Origin of the sequence: Thalassobacterium sedimentorum (assembly GCF_031127905.1) — a bacterium.
GTDB classification, from domain to species: Bacteria; Verrucomicrobiota; Verrucomicrobiia; order Opitutales; family Coraliomargaritaceae; genus Thalassobacterium; species Thalassobacterium sedimentorum.
In genome coordinates this window covers 156,331-175,815 of the sequence record NZ_JARXIC010000001.1, presented here as the reverse complement: position 1 = coordinate 175,815, position 19,485 = coordinate 156,331, and the positions used below count along the sequence as shown (strand labels likewise).

The following is a 19,485-nucleotide window of genomic DNA, read 5'->3' as shown; positions in this document are numbered from 1 at the left end:
GAGTATCTTGGTGTTAGGCGGTACTGTGTTGATTTGATGTTACATTAACTGATGCATTCTAGTCTTTTTGTTTTATTGTTCTTACAATTTTTCTGCTGTTTAGGCTGTGTGTGTTTAATGCAATAATATTGCTGCATGAGTCAATTAATTTCATTGTTATGTTGCAATTGCTGTGGGATCTTATGAAAGCTGCTAATTAATTTTTAATTAAATGAACATTAAGACCGAGAAAATGCCGAAAGAAACAGATATTTTTGCAGATATTGCTGCTGGTTCTTCTTTAATTCAACGCGATGGTTTAAAGACGCCAGCACTTCCTGAAGTGAATGAAAGATCTTTGAGCTTGAAATCATCGGTCTCTGATCAGGACTTTATTGTGCGTGTTTCAAGGATGTCGACCGCGGCAGAGTTAAAGGCTGCCTTGGCTGCTGAGCGCCAAAAGATGAAGCCGTTTTTAAACGACTTTTCACCGCGCCAAGTTGAGCTGCGTAAGGAACACGTTTTTAGCGAATGTTTGTGGCGAGTTGGGGCCGCGGGGGACGCTGTTGATCTAGGTGCTGCAATTAAAGGTGAAGGTAATTGGGAGGCAGTCAGTATTCCGCATTACGGGCCCCCTCTTGGGCAGGCATTTACCCTGTATCGTGTGGAGTTTGATGCACCCGATGCACTCGCCGCGCTTCCTTCTCAATTTCTCTGCTTTAAAGCGGTAGATTATATTTGTAAGCCATATTTGAATGGAGTTTGTCTCGGAGTGCACGAAGGCATTTTTGAACCATTTGAATACGAGGTTACAGATGTTTTAAAAGCGAGAGGTAATGTTCTGCTTATCTATGTTGAAAACGATTTCACGATGTTAGGGCAGGCCTTTGCGGAGGGAGAGATCGATGGTGACAAAGTGTATGCTGCAACTGGCCTAGGATACGATGACCCGTCGAATGGATGGCATCACTGCCCTGCCGGGATGGGGATCTGGCAACCCTTTCGCTTGGAGGGCCGCTCCAGCCTTGTTATCAGTGATTTATTTATTCGTCCAAATGAAAATTTGGATCGTATTGATGTCTTGGTCGAAGTTCACAATGCAAGTGAGGAGCAAGAGATCGCAGTGAGCCTGCGGTTTAACCTCTGGGGGCAGAACTTTGAAGAGGAAGTTTGTCGAGACTTTATCTATCATCCAACTACAGTTCCACAAGGTGGCTTTGGTGATTTGGATAAAGAGTTGCCAAGTGAGTCTCCCATGCGGGTTGGAGGGGGCAAAAATTATTTTCGTTTCTCGCTCCCGATTGATAATGCAAAGATTTGGCATCCAGATCACCCCTGGTTGTATCGTGCGCAAGTAGACCTGTTGGATGTGAATGAGCAGGTCCTCGATAATGCTTCGCAGCAATTTGGAATGCGATCGTTTAAGCAAAGTGAAACTTCTGTGCCTAAGGGGAAATTTTTTCTTAACGGCGAAGAGATTCGCTTACGCGGTGCGAATACGATGGGACACCTTGATATGTGTGTCTTTCGTGATGAGATGGATCAATTGTGTGATGATATCTTACTCGCTCGGTTGACGAATATGAATTTCCTTCGTTTAACGCAGCATCCAGTACAAAAAGAGGTGTATGAATATTGCGACCGCCTGGGAATGATGCTTCAGACTGATTTACCTTTATTCGCATCCATACGTCATAATCAGTTTTGGGAGTGCGTGCGGCAAGCATCTGCAATGGAAAAATTGGTTCGTTCCCATCCTAGTAATATTTTAGTTTCATTTATAAATGAGCCTATGCCGAACGGTCGTGGGCGCCCGCATCGATTCATCGATCGCGAGGATATGCAGTCATTTTTTGAAATGGCGACTTGTGCGGTTCACCGAGAAAACCCTGATCGTGTCATCAAGTGTGTGGATGGCGATTATGATCCACCTGCTAAATTTGGTATGCCTGATAATCACTGTTATTGTGGTTGGTATCTGGGGCATGGTATCGATTTGGGGCGCGTACATGCCGGACATTGGATGCCAGCCAAGGAAGGCTGGCATTATGGTTGTGGGGAATTTGGTGCGGAAGGTCTAGATTCTTTTGAAGTGATGGATGCTAACTATCCTGAAAGTTGGGGATCGTTGGCACTCAATCAAGTGTGGAATCCTAGCGTGATTACTCAATCACAGACCATGAATTTCCATTATTTGTGGTATTCAACGCCTGAGACGCTTGCGGAATGGATTGATGCCAGCCAAGATCATCAAGAGTGGGTGAATCGTATCATGACAGATGCATTTCGACGTATGGATGGAATGAATACATTTGCCATTCATCTCTTTATTGACGCGTGGCCTGCTGGTTGGATGAAAGCGATAATGGATGTAAATCGAACCCCAAAGAAATCTTGGTTTTCTTATCGTGACTCGCTGGCACCTGTTGCAGTTTCACTGCGTAGTGATCGTGCCTCAGGCTTCAGTGGCGAAGAGATTCCTATAGAACTTTGGGTGGCTAATGATACGAATCAAACACTCGAAGGTGCTACACTTGCGTATCAAATTACACAAAATGGTCAGTTACTTGCTAGCGGGACGGAAGAGGCAAACATCGTTGTCTGTGCGCCTCGCTCGCAAGGAAATATTATGGTGACACTTCCTAGTGTAGACCAAGATGATTCTATTCAAGTTGCAGCGGTTTTAATCAACAAGGCAGGTGAGGCGATTCATGATACCGAAATGGAGATTGCCGTATTTGCTGTCGAATTAGAGGAGGAAGAAAAGTCGGTCTGTATTCTTGGAGATGAAGCGATATGGACACCATTCATTGAGTCGATTGGTTTACGTGTTTGCCAGAATGAAGATCTTAAAAACGCGGACGCTCTTCTCATCGTAGATGAGGAGACCAATGATACGCGTGACGCAATAGTGAAGGAAGCTGTTGTCAATGGAGCGACTGCTGTTTATCTATCGCTTCCGCTTGGTCGCTATCGAATAAATGATTCGGACATTAAAATTGCCAAGGCCGGTATGGGACCAAGGCATTTTGTATCTTGCCAAACGAAAGCTGCTATCGTGGGTGGTTTTTCTAAGAACGCTTTCAAGTTCTGGTATGATGAATCCTGCGGCTACACGACTCCTTTGCTGACTTCGGTGATCGAATTAGAAGATTCCTGGGAAACTGTTCTCGAAAGTGGTGATGGTGGGTGGGGACGTCCCTGGAGGCCTGTCCCCGCTGCAATTGAACGAAGTGATGGTAAGGGCGTCTGGAGAGTTTGCCAAGTTAGCTTGCGTAATAGAGTGCTGACTAATCCTGTTGCTCGTAAGTTTGCGCGCCGTCTCTTTGGAGCTTCCTGATATTCATTCTAACCTTAGTTAAATACCCGCATCTCAAGACAAATTTTTATTATGTTTAATTTTACGCTTCTTGGCTTACCCATTGTTGATATTATCGTTATTATCGCTTACTTTACTGTCGTACTGTGGATTGGCTTTCGTGCGATGAAGCGAATCAATAGTTCAGAAGACTATTTTTTGGCAGGCCGTAAATTTGGAAAAGGAATTCAGACTTTTGCTGCATTTGGGCAGGGGACTAGTGCGGAATCTGCCGTCACCACCACCACTATGGTCAGTACGAATGGTGCCGCTGGTATCGGCATGGGGCTTATTAGTGGTATTTTAAGTATGCCGATCTACTGGATGATCACGATGTGGTATCGTCGTCTCCGTTATCTTAGTTTAGCTGAATTTTTCACTGAACGATATGGTTCAAAGCGTATGGCAGGCTTTTACGCCGTGATTTCAACGTTGATGTTTATGATTGTGGCCGCGGCTGGTTTTACTGCTATGAGTAAAACGATTGCCGCTATTGCAGAAAAACCACAAGAGTCACTCACTCAGGTTGAGCTCGAAGAGCAATCACTGGCGGCAGAGTGGAAAATACTCAAAGAGCAGGACTTTCGCTTACTTTCAGAGGAAGAAACAGCTCGCTTGCAAACACTGTCTGAAATGCGTCCTCAGGCGACTTTTAGCACGATTAATCGCACCTATCTAACTATTGCGTTAGCGATCATTATTTTGCTTTATGCTGTTTCTGGTGGCTTAGAGGCGGCTTTCATTACGGATATGATACAAGGGATCTTTATTATCATACTTACCTTGATGTTGATCCCGTTCGCCATGATCAAAATTAACTCTATTTTTGGCTATGATGGTTTTATGGGTACCTTTCATGCGCTGCATCATAATTTGCCTGAAGCTTTTTTTGAGGTCTTGGGATCTCCCAATTTGCCACAGTTTACTTGGTATTATATCTTGGCTTTTGGGCTCCTATTTTTGATAAATACAGGCGTTCAGGCAAATCAGTTAACTGCGGCTGGTTCGGCTAAAGATGACGAAACTGCGCGCATCGGATTTTTGACCGGGATTTTTATTAAACGATATTGCTCAGTGATTTGGGGCTTTCTTGCGATGATGACACTACTGCTGTATGGTAGTCAAGTTACAGACCCAGATATGGTGTGGGGCATGGCTACGCGTGACCTGTTACCAGTCGGTTTAGTTGGGCTGATGATTGCCTGTCTGATGGCCGCTCTGATGTCGACGGCAGATGCGTTGATGTTGACCAGTTCATCTCTACTAACGAACAATTTCTATAAGCCTCTTTTTCCGGGTAAAAGTGATAAGCACTACATTTTTATGGGGCGACTCTTCTGTGTGTTCTATATCGTAGGTGGGCTTGCCATCGCGCTTGTTCTTGATGACGTGTTTACCTTGTTCATCTTTATGTTGACCTTTAATTCGGTCATCGCCGCTTGCTTTTGGATGGGAATGATTTGGCGCAGGGCCAGTCGCGTCGCTGCGTGGGTTTCCATTGGGGTGACTACTGTTTTTACGCTTCTTCTGCCTGTCTTGTTGCCATTGTCACCCTCGATTCGTAACAGTGATTATTTGGCGATGCAGACGCATGGCTATGATGTCGAACGAACTTACACCGCTAAGGAGTTTGATGTGCAGGCTAGAAATGAAGAGATTGCTGTTTGGGACGCATTGCAATTACGAGGAGAGGCCACCGGTCGCCGGCCACAGTTTTTGGAGCTGGGAGAGAAATTTGTAAAAAGTGACTTTATCGCTCCTCGAAGTATCTTCTGGCAGGGGGGGCTCTCTAGAAATGAGGACGGACATGTCTCTGGTAGTGGTATGCTCAAGGTTGAACTCGTTCTTTTGGATTGGTTGGGGGTTGATCTGCAGTCAAACAGTTTTGGGTTGAATGAGACCTTTACTGCGATCTTGCGTTTAATTGTGCCCTTTGGCCTGCTTATTGGAATATCGCTATTCACTCGGCCTGAATCTAAGGAAAAGCTGGATTTCTTTTATGCCCGCCTGCGCACACCTGCGCGCGGCGACCATGACGAGGATGCTCGCATCGTGGAACAAGTGCGGGCCAATCCTTCAATCCGTGATGAGGATCGCTTGTTCCCCGGGACTGACTGGGAGTTTCGCAAGTGGACCAAGGCTGACTATATAGGGCAGGGCTACGTGATGATTGGGGCAGGAGGCGTCATTTTTAGTCTGTATCTACTGGTCACTTTGGGGAGTTAGCTTGCCTATGTCCGTGACTTTAAATATAGTAAATAGCTTTGAGTTGCGTCACTATAGTTACTGTTGTGACTTGCTACATGTTACATTGCTGAAAGTTTTAAGTTCTTATTGTTGAAGGTTGCTGCACCTTCATGTTTACTCTCGCCTGTTTTCTTTATTAATAATCCTCAATTGATCATGATCCACATATCCACATCATCACTATTCCTTACTAAAAAAATTGCTGTCCTTGCTTTGTCGAGTTTAGGTATTGCCTCCATTGCTCAGGCATATTCCTACGACTTTGAAGGTCTGACTACTGACGGTTCCAGTATCAATGGAAATGGGAATGCCAATGCTTCCGGTTGGTACGGTAGTAATTATGTATCTTCGGCATACGGCGTGTCCGCTTCGACGGAGAACTCTCCTTGGAGCGCTGGCAGTGGGTCTCTGCTTCAGTCGTTTGATAGTACTGTGACTCCCCCTTCGGGCGTTTTTAAACCTTCACCATATCTGTATTTTACGGATCACACCGGAACGACTACAGGTTCTCCCTCGACAAGCGTAACCGGAGCCTTAGGGGCCAGTATGACGGGGAGCGGTTACAGTATGTCATGGGATTTTAAAACAACTAATGTTGAGTCGCAGCCTGTTTTTGTATTGGCTGACTCTTCGGGGACGGAGGTCATTACTTTGGATGTGCGTCAGGCCTCTAGCAATGTTCTTCGCTATTATGACGGTGCGACTGAAATGCTGGATGATACTCCAATCCTGGATGACACATGGTATCGTTTTGAAATTATTGATATCGACGTACTGAACGATACTTATGGCTTCAATGTCTATGAGTGGAATGGCACTGGAGGAACAGTTATCGCATCCGCTTCGGATTTAGATTTTAGAAGTGACGTTTCAGATCTCGATATGTTCCGGATGAAAGTGAACTCTAATGCTACAACTGAATACTATCTGGATAACGTTTCGATTATCCCTGAAATTCGGTCCTTTTCGATGCTGCTTGGCTTGTCTGCTTGCCTTTCGGTTGTCGTGCTAAAGCGTCGCCGCAGCTAACTGTTTTAATGGCACGTCGAGACTCTCTATAGTCAGGCGCGAGTTCGCGATACGTATCATCTTAATCGATTCATACCTTCCTGTCTTATGACGGGAAGGTATTTTTGTATCCGACACTCGTGCTTAATTCTGTAACTTTGATCGTGTATGAAGATTGTATTGTCTCATTGGCGTCATTCTATCGCTCAGGCGTTTGGATTGGCCACTTTATTGCTTTGCGCGCTTCTCGTTTTGCCATTGAGTTTGCACAGCGAGGATTCAGAGATGCTGATGCAGCGGGATTCCCCAAAGCCCGTGCTTGGAATTAAAGGGGCGCCGCATTGGCGTTCGGTACATGTTGCCAACGCGGCAATTCTAAGGCCCGAGGAATCCCCTGACTCGTTGTGGAGAATGTATGTTCGCGGTTCCGCATTCTACCCGAATCATGGAGGGGCCCCTGAAGACTATTACCACGATTCTATTGGCTTGCTCTATCAGACAGCAGTGGATTTTTCACCACGTGGGCCTTGGTTGGAGCATCCGGATAACCCGTTACTCATACATGGCGAGCGCGACGCCCACGATGGTAAGCATTTGCTTGATTGCGCTCCAGTCTGGGGACAGGACGCGCAGGGTGAAGATACGCTTTATCTAATCTACAAAGCGATATCCTATGGTGGCGGCGGATCTCTTGCGGCGGCCTTTAGTCCGATGCCAGGCGACGACTTTACAAAATTTCTCAGCAATCCATTACAGAGTCGTGTTGGCCCCTGCGATGTTGTTTATCATGAGGGGAAGTATTATATCTACTATGGAAATACGAAATACGACGTCGTCAGCCGTCGCAATCAATCAAAGCTAAAGACTTATCTGGCCGTGGTCGATGATATCCGGGATTTCCCTGATGCGGAGCGTTCATTGGTACTGGATGTCGGGCAGGACGGCGCTTTCGATAGTGAATCCGTCCACGGCGGGCGTATTTTTCAGCTCAAGGACCGCTGGTATATGGTGTATCAGTGCAGTGATCGGCACATGGATTATCCGAATCGCTTTCATGTGGCTTGGTCGGATGATTTGCTAAGCTGGAATAAGGTCGATAATCCGCATCCTTTCTTTCTTCGGGGGCCTGCCGGTACTTGGGATGAGGGGGGTATCTGGTATGGTGAAGTCTTTGAGTATGAGGGCACGCTCTACATGTATTACGAAGGCTGGGGGACGGGAAAGCCCAGGTATGACCGAGACAGACCCTACGTCCGGGGGGCACGCTCTCAAACTGGTTTGGCATCGGTCAGTGTGGATGATTTTCTGAAATGGTGTGGGCACTAGACGATCGCTTGAATTCCTTACTTAATTGAACACTATGAATGGTAAACAGTATCTGCTTACTTGGGCTTTCGCCTTATTTGTAATCGTTTTTAATCTAGAGATTAAGGCGGCTGCGCCGCCCAATTTTATATTCTTTATTACCGATGATATTTCTGTGGCTGACTTAGAGGCTTACGGAGGTCCCATTCCCACCCCAAACTTGAACAAAATGGTGGCTTCGGGCGTGCGGTTTGAAAATGCTTACGTGACGGCAAGCAGCTGTAGTCCTAGTCGCTCTAGTATCATTACTAGCCGATATCCGCATAATTCCGGCTCGCCGGAGTTGCACACACCCTTGCCGCAGAATCAGTGGAAATTTCCCGGCCGACTGCGGCGGAATGGGTATTATTCTGCGTTGAGTGGGAAAAATCATATGACCTGGAATGGTGTGATCGATGACAATTCGCGTTTGGCTGATGCATTTGATGATATTTGGAAAGGAGGGCGTCCCAGTGGATCGGCTAATTGGGTCCAGCAATTAAGAAAACGTCCTAAAGACAAGCCGTTCTTTTATTGGTTGGCTTCGCATGATGCGCATCGCGAATGGCAGTTTACGGAAGAAGCATCAAGATTTTCTGCTGAAGCGATTCTCGTCCCTCCGTATCACTACGATGGCCCCGAGACGCGTGAAGATCTGGCTGGGTACTATCATGAGGTGGCGCGAACAGATTACTATTTAGGACTCATTTTTGAGGAGCTCGAACGACAAGGGTTAGCGGATAATACCTATGTGATTTACACCAGTGATAATGGTCGCCCTTTCCCGCGCGATAAGACACGGCTCTATGATTCAGGCTCCAAGGTGCCGCTGGTGATCTCCGGTCCGGGGGTGCCGCAAGGCAAAAGCTTGGAAGCGCTTGTTAGTTTGATTGATATCGGACCGACGATATTAGAGCTGGCAGATATCCCGATTCCAGAGGTCTTTCAAGGTGTTAGCCTAGTGCCTCTGCTATTGGGGCGTAAAGCTGCCGTGCGTGACTATATTTTTGTCGAGCATAATTGGCACACCTATCCTGCCAATGAGCGCATGGTTCGCTTGGGGGATTGGGTGTACATTCGTAACTACAATTATTTGGATCAAAATATGTGTGCCGAGTCCGGGCGTGCTATTCCAGCGGGCAAGGAACTTTGGGATGCGGAGGCGGCGGGGATACTTCAGCCAGAACAGCGGGATATCTTCCTGAAGCCACGCCCATATGAGGAATTTTATAACGTGAGGATGGATCCTAACCAATTTGAGAACTTTGTGAACTCTGGACGCTACGCGGAAATGCTCAATCATCTCAGGAAGGCCTTGGATGTATGGACCCAAGATACCGGTGATACGATTCCTGAGAATCCCACTGTGAAAATTGGGAATGTTAACATGAGCGAGCGCGGTGAGTTTCCCGGAGCGGCTAGAAACGCGACGGAGATTCAACTTCCCGGGCCAATCCTTCGTTCTGATGTAGAGTAAGGATATCGCTTTTGTTTTTTGGGGGGTACTGCAATCCTCTGGTTTACAGTATATAGAAATTATTTGGCTATCTGATGAAGATCACAATGAAAAATCATATTATAATAAGTGTTCTAATTGCATGTCTTTTTCCGATATCTGCTCTAAGAGCTGAACGCGTGGATGATCATTTAATGAGTTTTATGCTCACCTTTGGCTTGAAGGATGATGTCGCAGTTGAATGGAATGGCAGCCTGAAGCTTTCTGAAGGAGAAATTCTAGAGGCGTCCTTGCTTGACGTCTGGCCTTCGGAATCAGCTGCCGATTTTCATATTAGCGGCGTAGAAATGACTTGGACCGGAAGCTCAAAAAGGGAGAAGGATCCTAGTTGGGTTCAAGCTAATAACAAGCAGGTGCCAGGCTATAAGCCTGGGGTTCATGATTATTCGATCACAAAACCTTATATTTTTATCGTTACTCTGAAAGGTGCTGGAAATGCGCAGATTTATATTAAGACGCAAAGCCACGGCGAATTTTCATTAGACGCCAATGAGTTGGCTTTAGGGGAGAGCAAGAAATATCTCGCAGGAGAGGTGGAAGTGGCCGCGTGCGCGCCGTCCACCGAGGTCATGGAGATTAGTCGTACGAGCTTGCCCATGCGATATAATGATTTCCCCTCTGTTGATACAGACGAGTCAGGTGCCATTTATACAGCATTCGTTTCATTTGTTGGCGGAACCAGCCCCTTGTTGACGCCTGGAAGTATCATCACGCCTAGAGCACGCATTCAGGATTTCAGCGAAATAAACGATCCCTTAGTTGGTGATCAGATTATGCTTGTTGAGGAGCGTAATGGTCAAATGTCCGTCCCAGAGCCAGTGACTGAGAACGGGAAAGATCTTTACGGAGTGAAAATCGTTGTCAGTCAGACTGGTAAACTCTGGATCGTGTGGAGCGAGCAGCTTGACGGCAACTGGGATCTATATCTTAAAACCCGTGAAAATAATAAATGGAGCGACACTCATCGACTGACCACCGACCTCAATCCCGACATTCATCCGGTAATCGCAGCTGATGGTCAGGGAGGGCTTCACCTTGTTTGGCAAGGATTTCGCGAGACCAATTCTGATATACTGTATCGTCACATTGCTCCAGAGGGCAGTGTGAGTGCAGAGAGAGTTGTAGCTGCCACCGATGCCAATGAATGGGATCCTGCGATTGCTGTCTCTGAGCAAGGAGTATTGGCGATTGCTTGGGATACCTATGCCAAGGGGGATTATGATGTTTATTATTCCTTGCTGGATGGAGAGGGCCTTTTGAGTGATGCATCTCCTGTGGCGGCCAGCCGTAAGTATGAAGCGAGGGCCTCGGTCGCTTTCGATCAGGACGGAGTGCTTTGGGTGGCCTATGAAGAAGCTGGTGAGAATTGGGGCAAGGATGTTGGCGATGAAAGTATCATTACCCGCAAAGCAACTAATTTGCATATGGGAGGAAGCAAAATTGGTCTAATGTGTTTTAAAGATGGCAAGCCACTACAGCCTTCGACATTGCCGGAGGATGTCATTGATAGAGATGAGTCGTATGTCTATTATTACAAAAAGTTTCAGAATCCGCGGGAATATGCGGCCTATACGACTCCTAAGTATTACCTCTCTCTCCCAGTTTTGTCTGTCGATGAAAATGGAGGTGTGAACCTGATCTACAAGAAGCAATTGCTGAATGCGGTGGATATGTCTAACGCGACTGTTTTTGCTAATTATCTTACGCGTTTTGATGGTTCTTATTGGAGTGATCCTGTCTATCTGGTGAATAGCGAAGGGCATAGTTTTCAAAAGCCAGAGGTCGCCAAACTCAAGAATGGACTTGTCATCGCCAGTGGGGGCAACCTGAGCGCTTCGCGTTATGGAGATTTTCAGAACGTAAGAATTTCAAAGGTAGCGTTCGAGGGTAAGGTATCGAATTACCGAATGATGCATCTTGACGAGATTGCAGTGGATCGACCCACTCAGGAAATTCTCGCAGAGAAAGAGGATGTTGCGGCTATACGAGAGTTTCGTTCTCAAGCAAATGATTCTGAATTTCGAATCTTTCGCGGTGATACACACCGGCACACGACTTTCTCCGCTGACGGCGGTGGGGATGGTTCTATACTCGATTGTATGCGGTATGGTTTAGATGTGTCTTCGCTAGACTGGTTAACGAACGGCGATCATGACAATGGTTATCGAGAGTATTCTTGGTATATGACGCAAAAAATATTCGATATTTTCAAGATTCAGGATCACTTCGTGCCGATGTTTAGCTATGAGCGAAGTATAGGCTATCCTAAGGGGCATCGAAATGTCCTTATGGCGCATCGAGGTTTTAGAGTTTTACCTAGGTATAAAGACGCTGGGGAAAATCAGTTGTATGAATTTTGCCGTGAATTTGATGCCATTAGTATTCCTCACACGACTGGTACTAGGTCCGCAGGCACTGACTGGAGTTTTAACGATCCAGTGGCCGAACCCATTATGGAAATCTATCAGGGGGCTCGCAATTCTTATGAGTACTCAGGTGCTCCTAGGTCTGTAGATTCAGACAGCGATAATCCTGGGTTTTATTGGGATGCCCTGAAAAAAGGTTTTAAAATGGGGGTGATCTCGAGCTCTGACCACAAGTCAACGCATAGTAGTTATGCGATGGTTTATCTCGATGATTACAGCAGAATGGGAATTATTGAAGCCTTACGTAACCGGCATTGTTATGGGGCTACTGATAACATCATTCTTGAGTTCAAATGTGGTGACAAAATGATGGGAGACTGCTTCGTCGCGGCGGACGCTGTGAAGCTAGATATTAATGTGAGGGGTACTGACAAAATAAAGCAGATCGATATTATAAAGAACTGCCAGATTGTAAAAACTGTCCATCCAGACGAGCAGCAGGAGGTGAAATTCACTTGGGAAGATCAAGATCCAACGAATGGCGAGAGTCATTATTATGTGCGCGTTATGCAAGAGGACGATGAGCTTGCTTGGAGTTCACCGATGTGGATAACAGTTGAATGAATTTGGTATTTGCGCGAATTTGGGATGATGCTTTGTTACATTTTTTAATGTAATGAGAGTATTGCTTTAATTGCATTTGACTCGCTTGTTTTTTAGCAACAAATTTTCATATTATGAAAATCATTGTCGGAATCATTTGCTCGTTACTCCTAGTTTTAAGTGCTGAGGCTAAGTCATTTTTTAATCCACCTGATATTTTAACTCCAGAGGACGAAAGTTTTCAGGACTTAGAATCACGTCAGTTTCAAGGGATTCCGAGTCTAGCGGTCAGCCCGAATGGCAGGCTTTGGGCAGTCTGGTATGCGGGGATCAGTCCTGGAGAAGATCGAAATAACTATGTGGTATTAGCCACCAGTGCCGATGATGGGGATACTTGGGAAGAAGTTCTACAAATTGATCCCGATGGAGCCGGAGAGGTTCGTGCATTTGACCCAGAAGTTTGGCTCGACCCTCAAGGAAGGCTTTGGGTATTTTGGGCTCAGCATATCACCAAGGATCGCCTAAACCCACATTCAGGCACCTGGGCAATCATAACTGAGAATCCCGACGAGGCCAAGCCTCAGTGGACTGCGCCTCGGCGTATCACCGAGGGCATTATGATGTGTAAGCCAACCGTGCTCGATTCAGGGCGTTGGTTGCTCCCTGCATCCACTTGGAGAGCTACGGACTATAGTGCTAGAGCCGTTGCCTCTAATAACAATGGACTGTCATTTGAAGTGGTGGGTGCATGCAATATTCTTCCCGTTGAATGGCGTTGGTTTGATGAGCATATGTTTGTCGAGCTCGAGGATGGAACGATACGCATGCTTATTCGCACAAAAGAAGGCATCGCAGAAAGCTTCTCTCGAGACCAAGGGGCGACTTGGAGTTTACCTCAAGCATCGGAGATCGAGCACACCTCAAGCCGATTTTTTATACGTCGCTTGAGCTCGGGTAATATCCTTCTGGTGAAACACGGGCCGATTGATGAAAATGTCGGTCGAAGGGACCTCACTGCATTCATTTCCCGTGATGATGGAAAATCATGGGAAGGGGGCCTCCTTTTGGATGCGCGCGGCGGTGTTTCATATCCCGATGGTCAAGAGGCGAAGGATGGTACTATTTATATTACGTATGATTTTAATCGAACAGATAACAAGGCGATCTACATGGCTTCCTTTACTGAGGAAGACGCGCTTGCGGGAAAAGCAGTCTCGGGTAAAGTTGAGTTGAGGAAATTGATTAGTCAAGGGGTGCTCAGTCCGCCAGCCTCGAATCAGGGCGGGGCGAAACTTTCGCGGGAGAAGTCCGGTACGTTTGAGATGGCGAATGCACAAACGATTCCACTGCAGGAAGGGAAAAAGTTATTCTCCAATAGGTCGTACACACTCCGGGAAATGCCAAAGGAGTTAGAGAGTGCAATGTTTTGGCAAGTTCCCATCAGTGGTAAGAAAACAATCAGTTGTAAATCATCTGGCATGCTTTATTTTTTAACACCTGAACTGAGTCGGAATAAGGACAGCCAGTCTGCGACCTTAGAGCAGCAGGGATTCGAGAAGGTTTCTCTGCCAGAAATACCCTTATTTAAGCCTGAAGCAGTGACTAATTATTCAACCGTGTATCAAAAATTGTGTCAAACTGGCGAGATCATTGAGTTCGATACATGGGCTGTTCCTTTTTCTTTTTAATTTTGCACACCTACCGGTGCACTTCGAGTTTCCCGATCTCCACGCTACGTGCTTTGGTCTCTCGAAATTTTAGTGCTGTGATATCCTGGTCGAACTGCGACGATATTTACGTTAAGGATCACGTGCCCTATCATCTCGAACATTCGTATATTCTCGATTTGAAAATTTGGAAGGTAAAAATTATTGTCAATAGTGACGCGAGTCGTTGGGTAGGCATCTTTAACGCCCCATCCGCCACCGATGTAAATGCCGCCTCCTAATAAATCGTGTAAATGGCATTGACGAATTGTGACGTCGGATGCTCCTTCACCAATCCAAATACCATGACCACCAGAATTTGCGATTTCGCAATTTTCGATGGATACGTTTTTGAGGCCCTTGGCTTCTTCTCCTTGCACCATGCCGTTGATTCTGAAGAAGGACCCTGCGCGTGGCACTCGAGCGCGCTGTCTCCATTGATTGTTCACATAGAGCTAATCGAACTTGAAATCATTGGGAATTTTCGCTTGCCACAGTTTTTTTTAAGCTGTCAACCTGCGACACTCAATGCACCGCTGATCACTGCCTGTTCGCCTGGGTAGGATTGAATATAAACATCCAGATCTGGTGAGCTGTGCTCTGGTCGAATTTCGACTGATTTGTTTGTAGATGGTAACCGTCTCGTAACAGTGCCACGATTCTGTCGAGGCCATCCGTCCCGTCTTCGATTCTGTTTGAGACCATTTCGAGTGCCTTCTCATGCCTACTGGTTTTGGTGAATTTACGAGTGTAAGCTCATCTGCATTTGCAGTGTGTTCGTCCGATAAGACACGAACCACGAATGTCCTTGGATCTGAGAACTCATTCGCTTCTTTTGCAGCGAGAGTCATCGTCAATGATGACAATACGAGTAAGCTAGAAAGTATAAGATTGGCTTGGTATGACATCGTAGGATCAAGACAAAAAAAGATTTAGGGTGCTTTTGGAGCGAGTAAGGGAACAGCCCATTTGCCTACGTCAATGGTTTCGCCTACTTTGCAATATTTTTGATAAAGCGAGCTGAGTTGACTTGCTTCGGTTCTGAATAGCAGTGTTTCTGGCAATGCGACTTTTTCAAAGCCATGCAAATATAGACTGGCTTCCTGACTGTCCCAGGTGCGATTGGGCTTCGGGGTCAGGAAATATAACATGCCCTCTTTGGAACAGGTGTAAACCCTTCTGCCTTCGCGCGGCACCTGAAGCATCGAGAAGCCCTCTAAGGCCTCTGGTAATTCCTTCAGCGGGTCCTGGCGGTCTGAAAACAAGACTTCACCAACTGCCATGGGGACGACATTGAATCCATCCAGCTCTAGTGCCCCTGCAGGTTTTTTGATCAAGGCGACTCCGTCGCTATTGTCACTGCGCTGAGCTTTCTCTTTAGGATCCTTACTTTGGCCACCCGAGCCTTTGCTGATCAATTGACGCAAATTGACTTCACCCGACACGTCTTTACCGGCTAAGGCATCTTCCTCACGGAAAGTGGCAAAGAGAATTTCGCGAGCACCTGTGCGGCTGTAGTCGTAAGTGAGGTAGATGGTGCCGTCGGCCGCTTGATCGCCATCAGGGTAGGAGATATTAGGCCGTTCGTCTAGTAAGAGGCCACCTTCCCAAGTGTAGCCGTCATCATCTGAAATGAAGGCTCTGAGGTGATGGCGACCTGTTTTCTCATCGATGTAGCCGTGTTTGACTAAAAGTAAGTTTCCCGATTGTAGTCGATAGATATAAAAACGTGAAGAAGTGTGGGCGATTTTGGAGGGAGCCACTTCTGACCAGCTTTTTCCGCGGTCAAGCGATATGCTCTCTCCTATGCCATAGGCTGTGCGGCAGAGTAACCAGAGTGAGCCGTCTTTACGTTCCACAATCATGTGCTCGTCGACGTTGCGAACTTGCACCGGCACATTTGCGCCCCCTCGGACGGTCCAAGTCTTTCCTTGATCCTCAGAGACCACGATTTGAGCACTAAAGTCACTCATTCTCCAAGTGGATGACGGCAGTGCCCATTCTCCTGTCGAAAGCACGATCGGTTTGCACATCATGATGCCATCTGTCCAGCGGGCAGGAGCTTCGTAAACCGGAGTGGGGGACTCCGGGTTCGTGATTTTGATTGCCCATACGCCTGCGATACGTTCGTCATATTCCGCTTTCGAAATGCCTGCTTGAGCCCATGTCCAGTAAAGGTTTTCATCGGGAGCGATCCAGACCTCAGGGTCGAAGGCTCTGACGGGGCCAGAGGCATCCGGGTCCACGACAAGGACTTCTTCCCAGCTTTTGCCGTTATCTTCACTAGTGCCCAAAATAACATAGTTATTGCGATCCTCCCCAGGGGTGACGCCTGCATACCAAGTCGCCCAGAGGCGACCTGTGGGAGTGATGGCGATACTGGAAACTTCGGTGATTGCGCGATTGTCAACTCTACGAGTTGCGTCAGGAGGGCCCACATACTCAGGTGGATTGAGGAATGACGTGCGTGGGTTGAGCGACGTCGAGGGTTCTGCAGAACCAATGAGAGGGATTGCTAACAGGAATAATAGAATTCGTTTCATTTTTAACTTTGAGAAAATTAGTGGGTATCTCTGGAAATTAATTTGATTGGGCGCTTGATTCGATTGTTGTAGGAGAGGGGGGATCCCGCGACCACTGAGCTCTTGCTGTGTGGTTCCTGCGAGCTGCAATTTAACCACTCACAATACAAAAAATGCCTTCCTGCCCGTTAGGCAGGAAGGCATTGTATGTGAAAAGATAAACTGGAAGCTCCCTGCGCGCGGCACTAAGTAAGTCGGTCAGCGCGAGAGGGCGTGTCGAATGGTTATCTACGACGTTTTAAGCCAGCAACTGCCAAGCAGGCACCCAGGCCGAATAGCAACGAGGCGGATTTCGCTTCTGGAACAATGGAGAAATTATCCAGATAATAGGTGGGGCTACTTCCGCCGTTAACCTTCATGCGGAAGTAATCAATATCTGTCACCGTATTTCTAAATTCTAAGTCAGAATCTGATGCTACAACAGTGGCAGTCTCATTAATTGAGTCCCACTCTATGAGGTTAAATCCATAAGTGCCGTTGGCGACGTCAATATCGACAACCTCAAATCGATACCAAGTGTCATCTAGCAATGCATTTTCACTCAAAATGGCGGTCGACCCATTATAATAACGGAGTTTTTTAGTGTCGTAGCGAACGTCCAAGGAAAGTGCCTGAACTGGATTTGCGTCAGATGAGCGCAATTCAAATAAGGGTTGAGAGGCCAGATAATCGGTATAAAAGTCCCATGAGACCGAGTAGCCACTGCCCGTCAGACTGGCCCCTAAAGAACCATCCACATTAACTGATGTGGGGTTGCTATAGTTCGCTAGCCCTGTGCGGTCTGTGAAATAATTATAGAGAGTCGGTTCAGTTCCGTCAGAAACAGTATACATGACTGCTGATTGACTGCCGCCAACATCCCAGGGTGAGTTCATGGCGCCAGAGACCGTCACGCGTTCAGTGCTGGAGGAGTTACCGCCATACCAACCGTAAGGATTACCTTGGAGGTTCGTGCCGATTGCATTGATATTACCATCTACCGTCGGGGAAATAGAGCCAGGTGTTAATTCTTCAAAGTCATAGGAGTAGGACTGGGCTTGCGCACTCGAGGTTAGGCCAATGGTGAGGCCAATGGAGAGGCCAATACTTGCGATGGCGAGGGCTCCGATTTGTTTAAACTGAAGCGCTCGTATCTGTGAGGTTTTCATAAGATGTGTATGTTTGTTCGGGGGCAGCTGAAGCAGAAGTTGGGAAGGATTCTTGCGAGTCTGATTTGATTGTCAAGGTTCTATCATGATAAAGGGTGATCTTTGAGTGTTACGTTGGCGTTCTTATGTAACTAGAATAGGCTTTACCTTGGGGTGAAAAGATGCGGGAGTATGGGATGTTGTGGCTTATGGGGCGTGTGCGTGGTAAGTCGTGCTGAAGAACGGGAAGTCACTTGCTTGCTGGGCTAATTGTCGAGTTGTTGTGGTAATGTTACATTGATATGTTTATTTGTTACTTCTGCTTGCTTTTATCTGCAAATAACTGACAGTTTAATGTTTGCTATGGTACTTGCTGCGGCTTTCGAGATGTTAATGCGCCATTTATTTATATGCTACCAACTCATTTTGACGCAGAAAGTCTATTGCCTCTTAAATCTGGAGAATAGCAAAATACTCTAAAATAATGAAAAAAACACAATTTAACAAACGACTTCTTGGCAGCTTAGCGCTCTTACTCTTGGGGTGTGCGACTCCTTCGAACGCAGCCGTGCCTACACAGGATGAAAGATTAGGCTTACATTCTGATGGAGGTGTGTGGGGAATACAGTGGCAAGAAGAGATTGATCCCAGCCTTCCGAATGTTCTTTTGGTTGGCGACTCGATCTTGATTGGCTATCAAGGGCACGTTCGTCGCAATCTCGTTTCGAAGGCAAACGTCGATATTTGGACGACACCCGAGCATCTAAATTCCCCGAATCTACACAAGAATCTGTGCAAGGCGCTTGCGACACGCGATCACTACGATGTGGTTCATTTTAATATCGGCTTGCATGGGTGGGCCGCAGGGCGAATTCCTGAAGGGCAGTATGGTTCCCTGTTTAAAAAATACATCGAAGTGATCCAAGAGACCAATCCAGATGCTGAAATTATTTGGGTGAGTACGACACCTATTCATACTCAGAATGGGCAGACCCTGAATGCTGAGTTGAATCCGATTATAGTGGAGCGCAATGCGATCGCAGCCGGAATTTGCAATGAAGAAGGCATTCCCGTGAACGATCTCTATGGATTGACTGTTCAGCATCTGGACTTAGTTCGAGGCGACCGCTTTCATTGGCAGGCTCCAGTATATGAGTTGATTGCAGAGCAGAGCATCGCAGTCATTGAGGAGGCACTCGCTAAGTGATTTAATTTCTTGGGACTGATATGCAAAATTGCTTTGTAAAGACCGCCACGCAGCTGTTAATACTGCGAGTGCGCTGATGCCCGCTTTGCTCCATGCGGAGCTATTGATTCGCCAATCACTGCTTAAATCCGAAGTGGAAAATGTGTTTTTAAAAATGCGTTAAAGCTGGAAAGTCGCGATGCGGGAACTGCTGACTGCCTTATAATTTATTCCGCTTATCTAGATGAAACAGCTGGTATCATGAGTGAAAGCCAGGACGGCGTTGCTGTCCTTTGGCGGCAGGATCCAAAAATTGTAAATATCGAAAGTAAAGACTGTTTACTGCAAAGTTACTCGATTATCTTTCGGCAGGTCGCTGGCTTTGAGCCGATTCCTTTTTTTTACGCAAATTAAACTAGTTTATGATGCGTTATCTAGTGGGTGTAAGTGTTTGATTGTTATA

11 protein-coding genes are annotated in these 19,485 nt (G+C 46.6%); 8 read left to right on the top strand and 3 right to left on the bottom strand.

The genetic code is table 11. The features are described from left to right. The first annotated feature begins 211 nt into the window (after positions 1–211). From QEH59_RS00600 to QEH59_RS00570, 7 genes are all read left to right on the top strand, one after another. Entirely contained in the window at positions 212–3,319 is a 3,108-nt protein-coding gene (locus QEH59_RS00600; protein ID WP_308983412.1) for a glycoside hydrolase family 2 TIM barrel-domain containing protein, read from the top strand. Positions 3,320–3,370: 51 nt separating this feature from the next. After that, a complete protein-coding gene (locus tag QEH59_RS00595; protein WP_308983411.1) occupies positions 3,371–5,563 on the top strand; it encodes a sodium:solute symporter family protein in 2,193 nt (730 codons plus the stop codon). Between the two features lie 177 nt (positions 5,564–5,740). Next, entirely contained in the window at positions 5,741–6,613 is an 873-nt protein-coding gene (locus tag QEH59_RS00590) for a hypothetical protein (protein WP_308983410.1), read from the top strand. A 147-nt stretch (positions 6,614–6,760) separates the two neighbouring features. After that, positions 6,761–7,918 carry a glycoside hydrolase family protein gene (locus tag QEH59_RS00585; protein ID WP_308983409.1) on the top strand — a complete coding sequence of 386 codons (1,158 nt, stop codon included), beginning with the start codon at positions 6,761–6,763 and terminating at the stop codon, positions 7,916–7,918. 34 nt (positions 7,919–7,952) lie between these two features. After that, entirely contained in the window at positions 7,953–9,413 is a 1,461-nt protein-coding gene (locus QEH59_RS00580) for a sulfatase family protein (protein WP_308983408.1), read from the top strand. Positions 9,414–9,571: 158 nt separating this feature from the next. Further along, positions 9,572–12,442 (top strand): hypothetical protein, encoded by a 2,871-nt coding sequence (locus QEH59_RS00575; RefSeq protein WP_308983407.1) that lies wholly within the window; start codon positions 9,572–9,574, stop codon positions 12,440–12,442. Positions 12,443–12,555: 113 nt separating this feature from the next. Continuing rightward, a complete protein-coding gene (locus QEH59_RS00570) occupies positions 12,556–14,109 on the top strand; it encodes a sialidase family protein (protein WP_308983406.1) in 1,554 nt (517 codons plus the stop codon). 44 nt (positions 14,110–14,153) lie between these two features. On the opposite strand, the gene QEH59_RS00565 is transcribed toward QEH59_RS00570, so the two are convergent. From QEH59_RS00565 to QEH59_RS00555, 3 genes are all read right to left on the bottom strand, one after another. Next, entirely contained in the window at positions 14,154–14,546 is a 393-nt protein-coding gene (locus tag QEH59_RS00565; RefSeq protein WP_308983405.1) for a right-handed parallel beta-helix repeat-containing protein, read from the bottom strand. Positions 14,547–15,059: 513 nt separating this feature from the next. Then, positions 15,060–16,670 carry a sialidase family protein gene (locus QEH59_RS00560; RefSeq protein WP_308983404.1) on the bottom strand — a complete coding sequence of 537 codons (1,611 nt, stop codon included), beginning with the start codon at positions 16,668–16,670 and terminating at the stop codon, positions 15,060–15,062. Positions 16,671–16,933: 263 nt separating this feature from the next. After that, positions 16,934–17,857, bottom strand: a complete 924-nt coding sequence (locus QEH59_RS00555) for a hypothetical protein (RefSeq protein ID WP_308983403.1) — start codon at positions 17,855–17,857, stop codon at positions 16,934–16,936. A gap of 463 nt (positions 17,858–18,320) precedes the next feature. Between QEH59_RS00555 and QEH59_RS00550 the strand changes: the two genes are divergently transcribed. Continuing rightward, positions 18,321–19,043, top strand: a complete 723-nt coding sequence (locus QEH59_RS00550) for an SGNH/GDSL hydrolase family protein (RefSeq protein WP_308983402.1) — start codon at positions 18,321–18,323, stop codon at positions 19,041–19,043. The last annotated feature ends 442 nt before the right edge of the window (positions 19,044–19,485 follow it).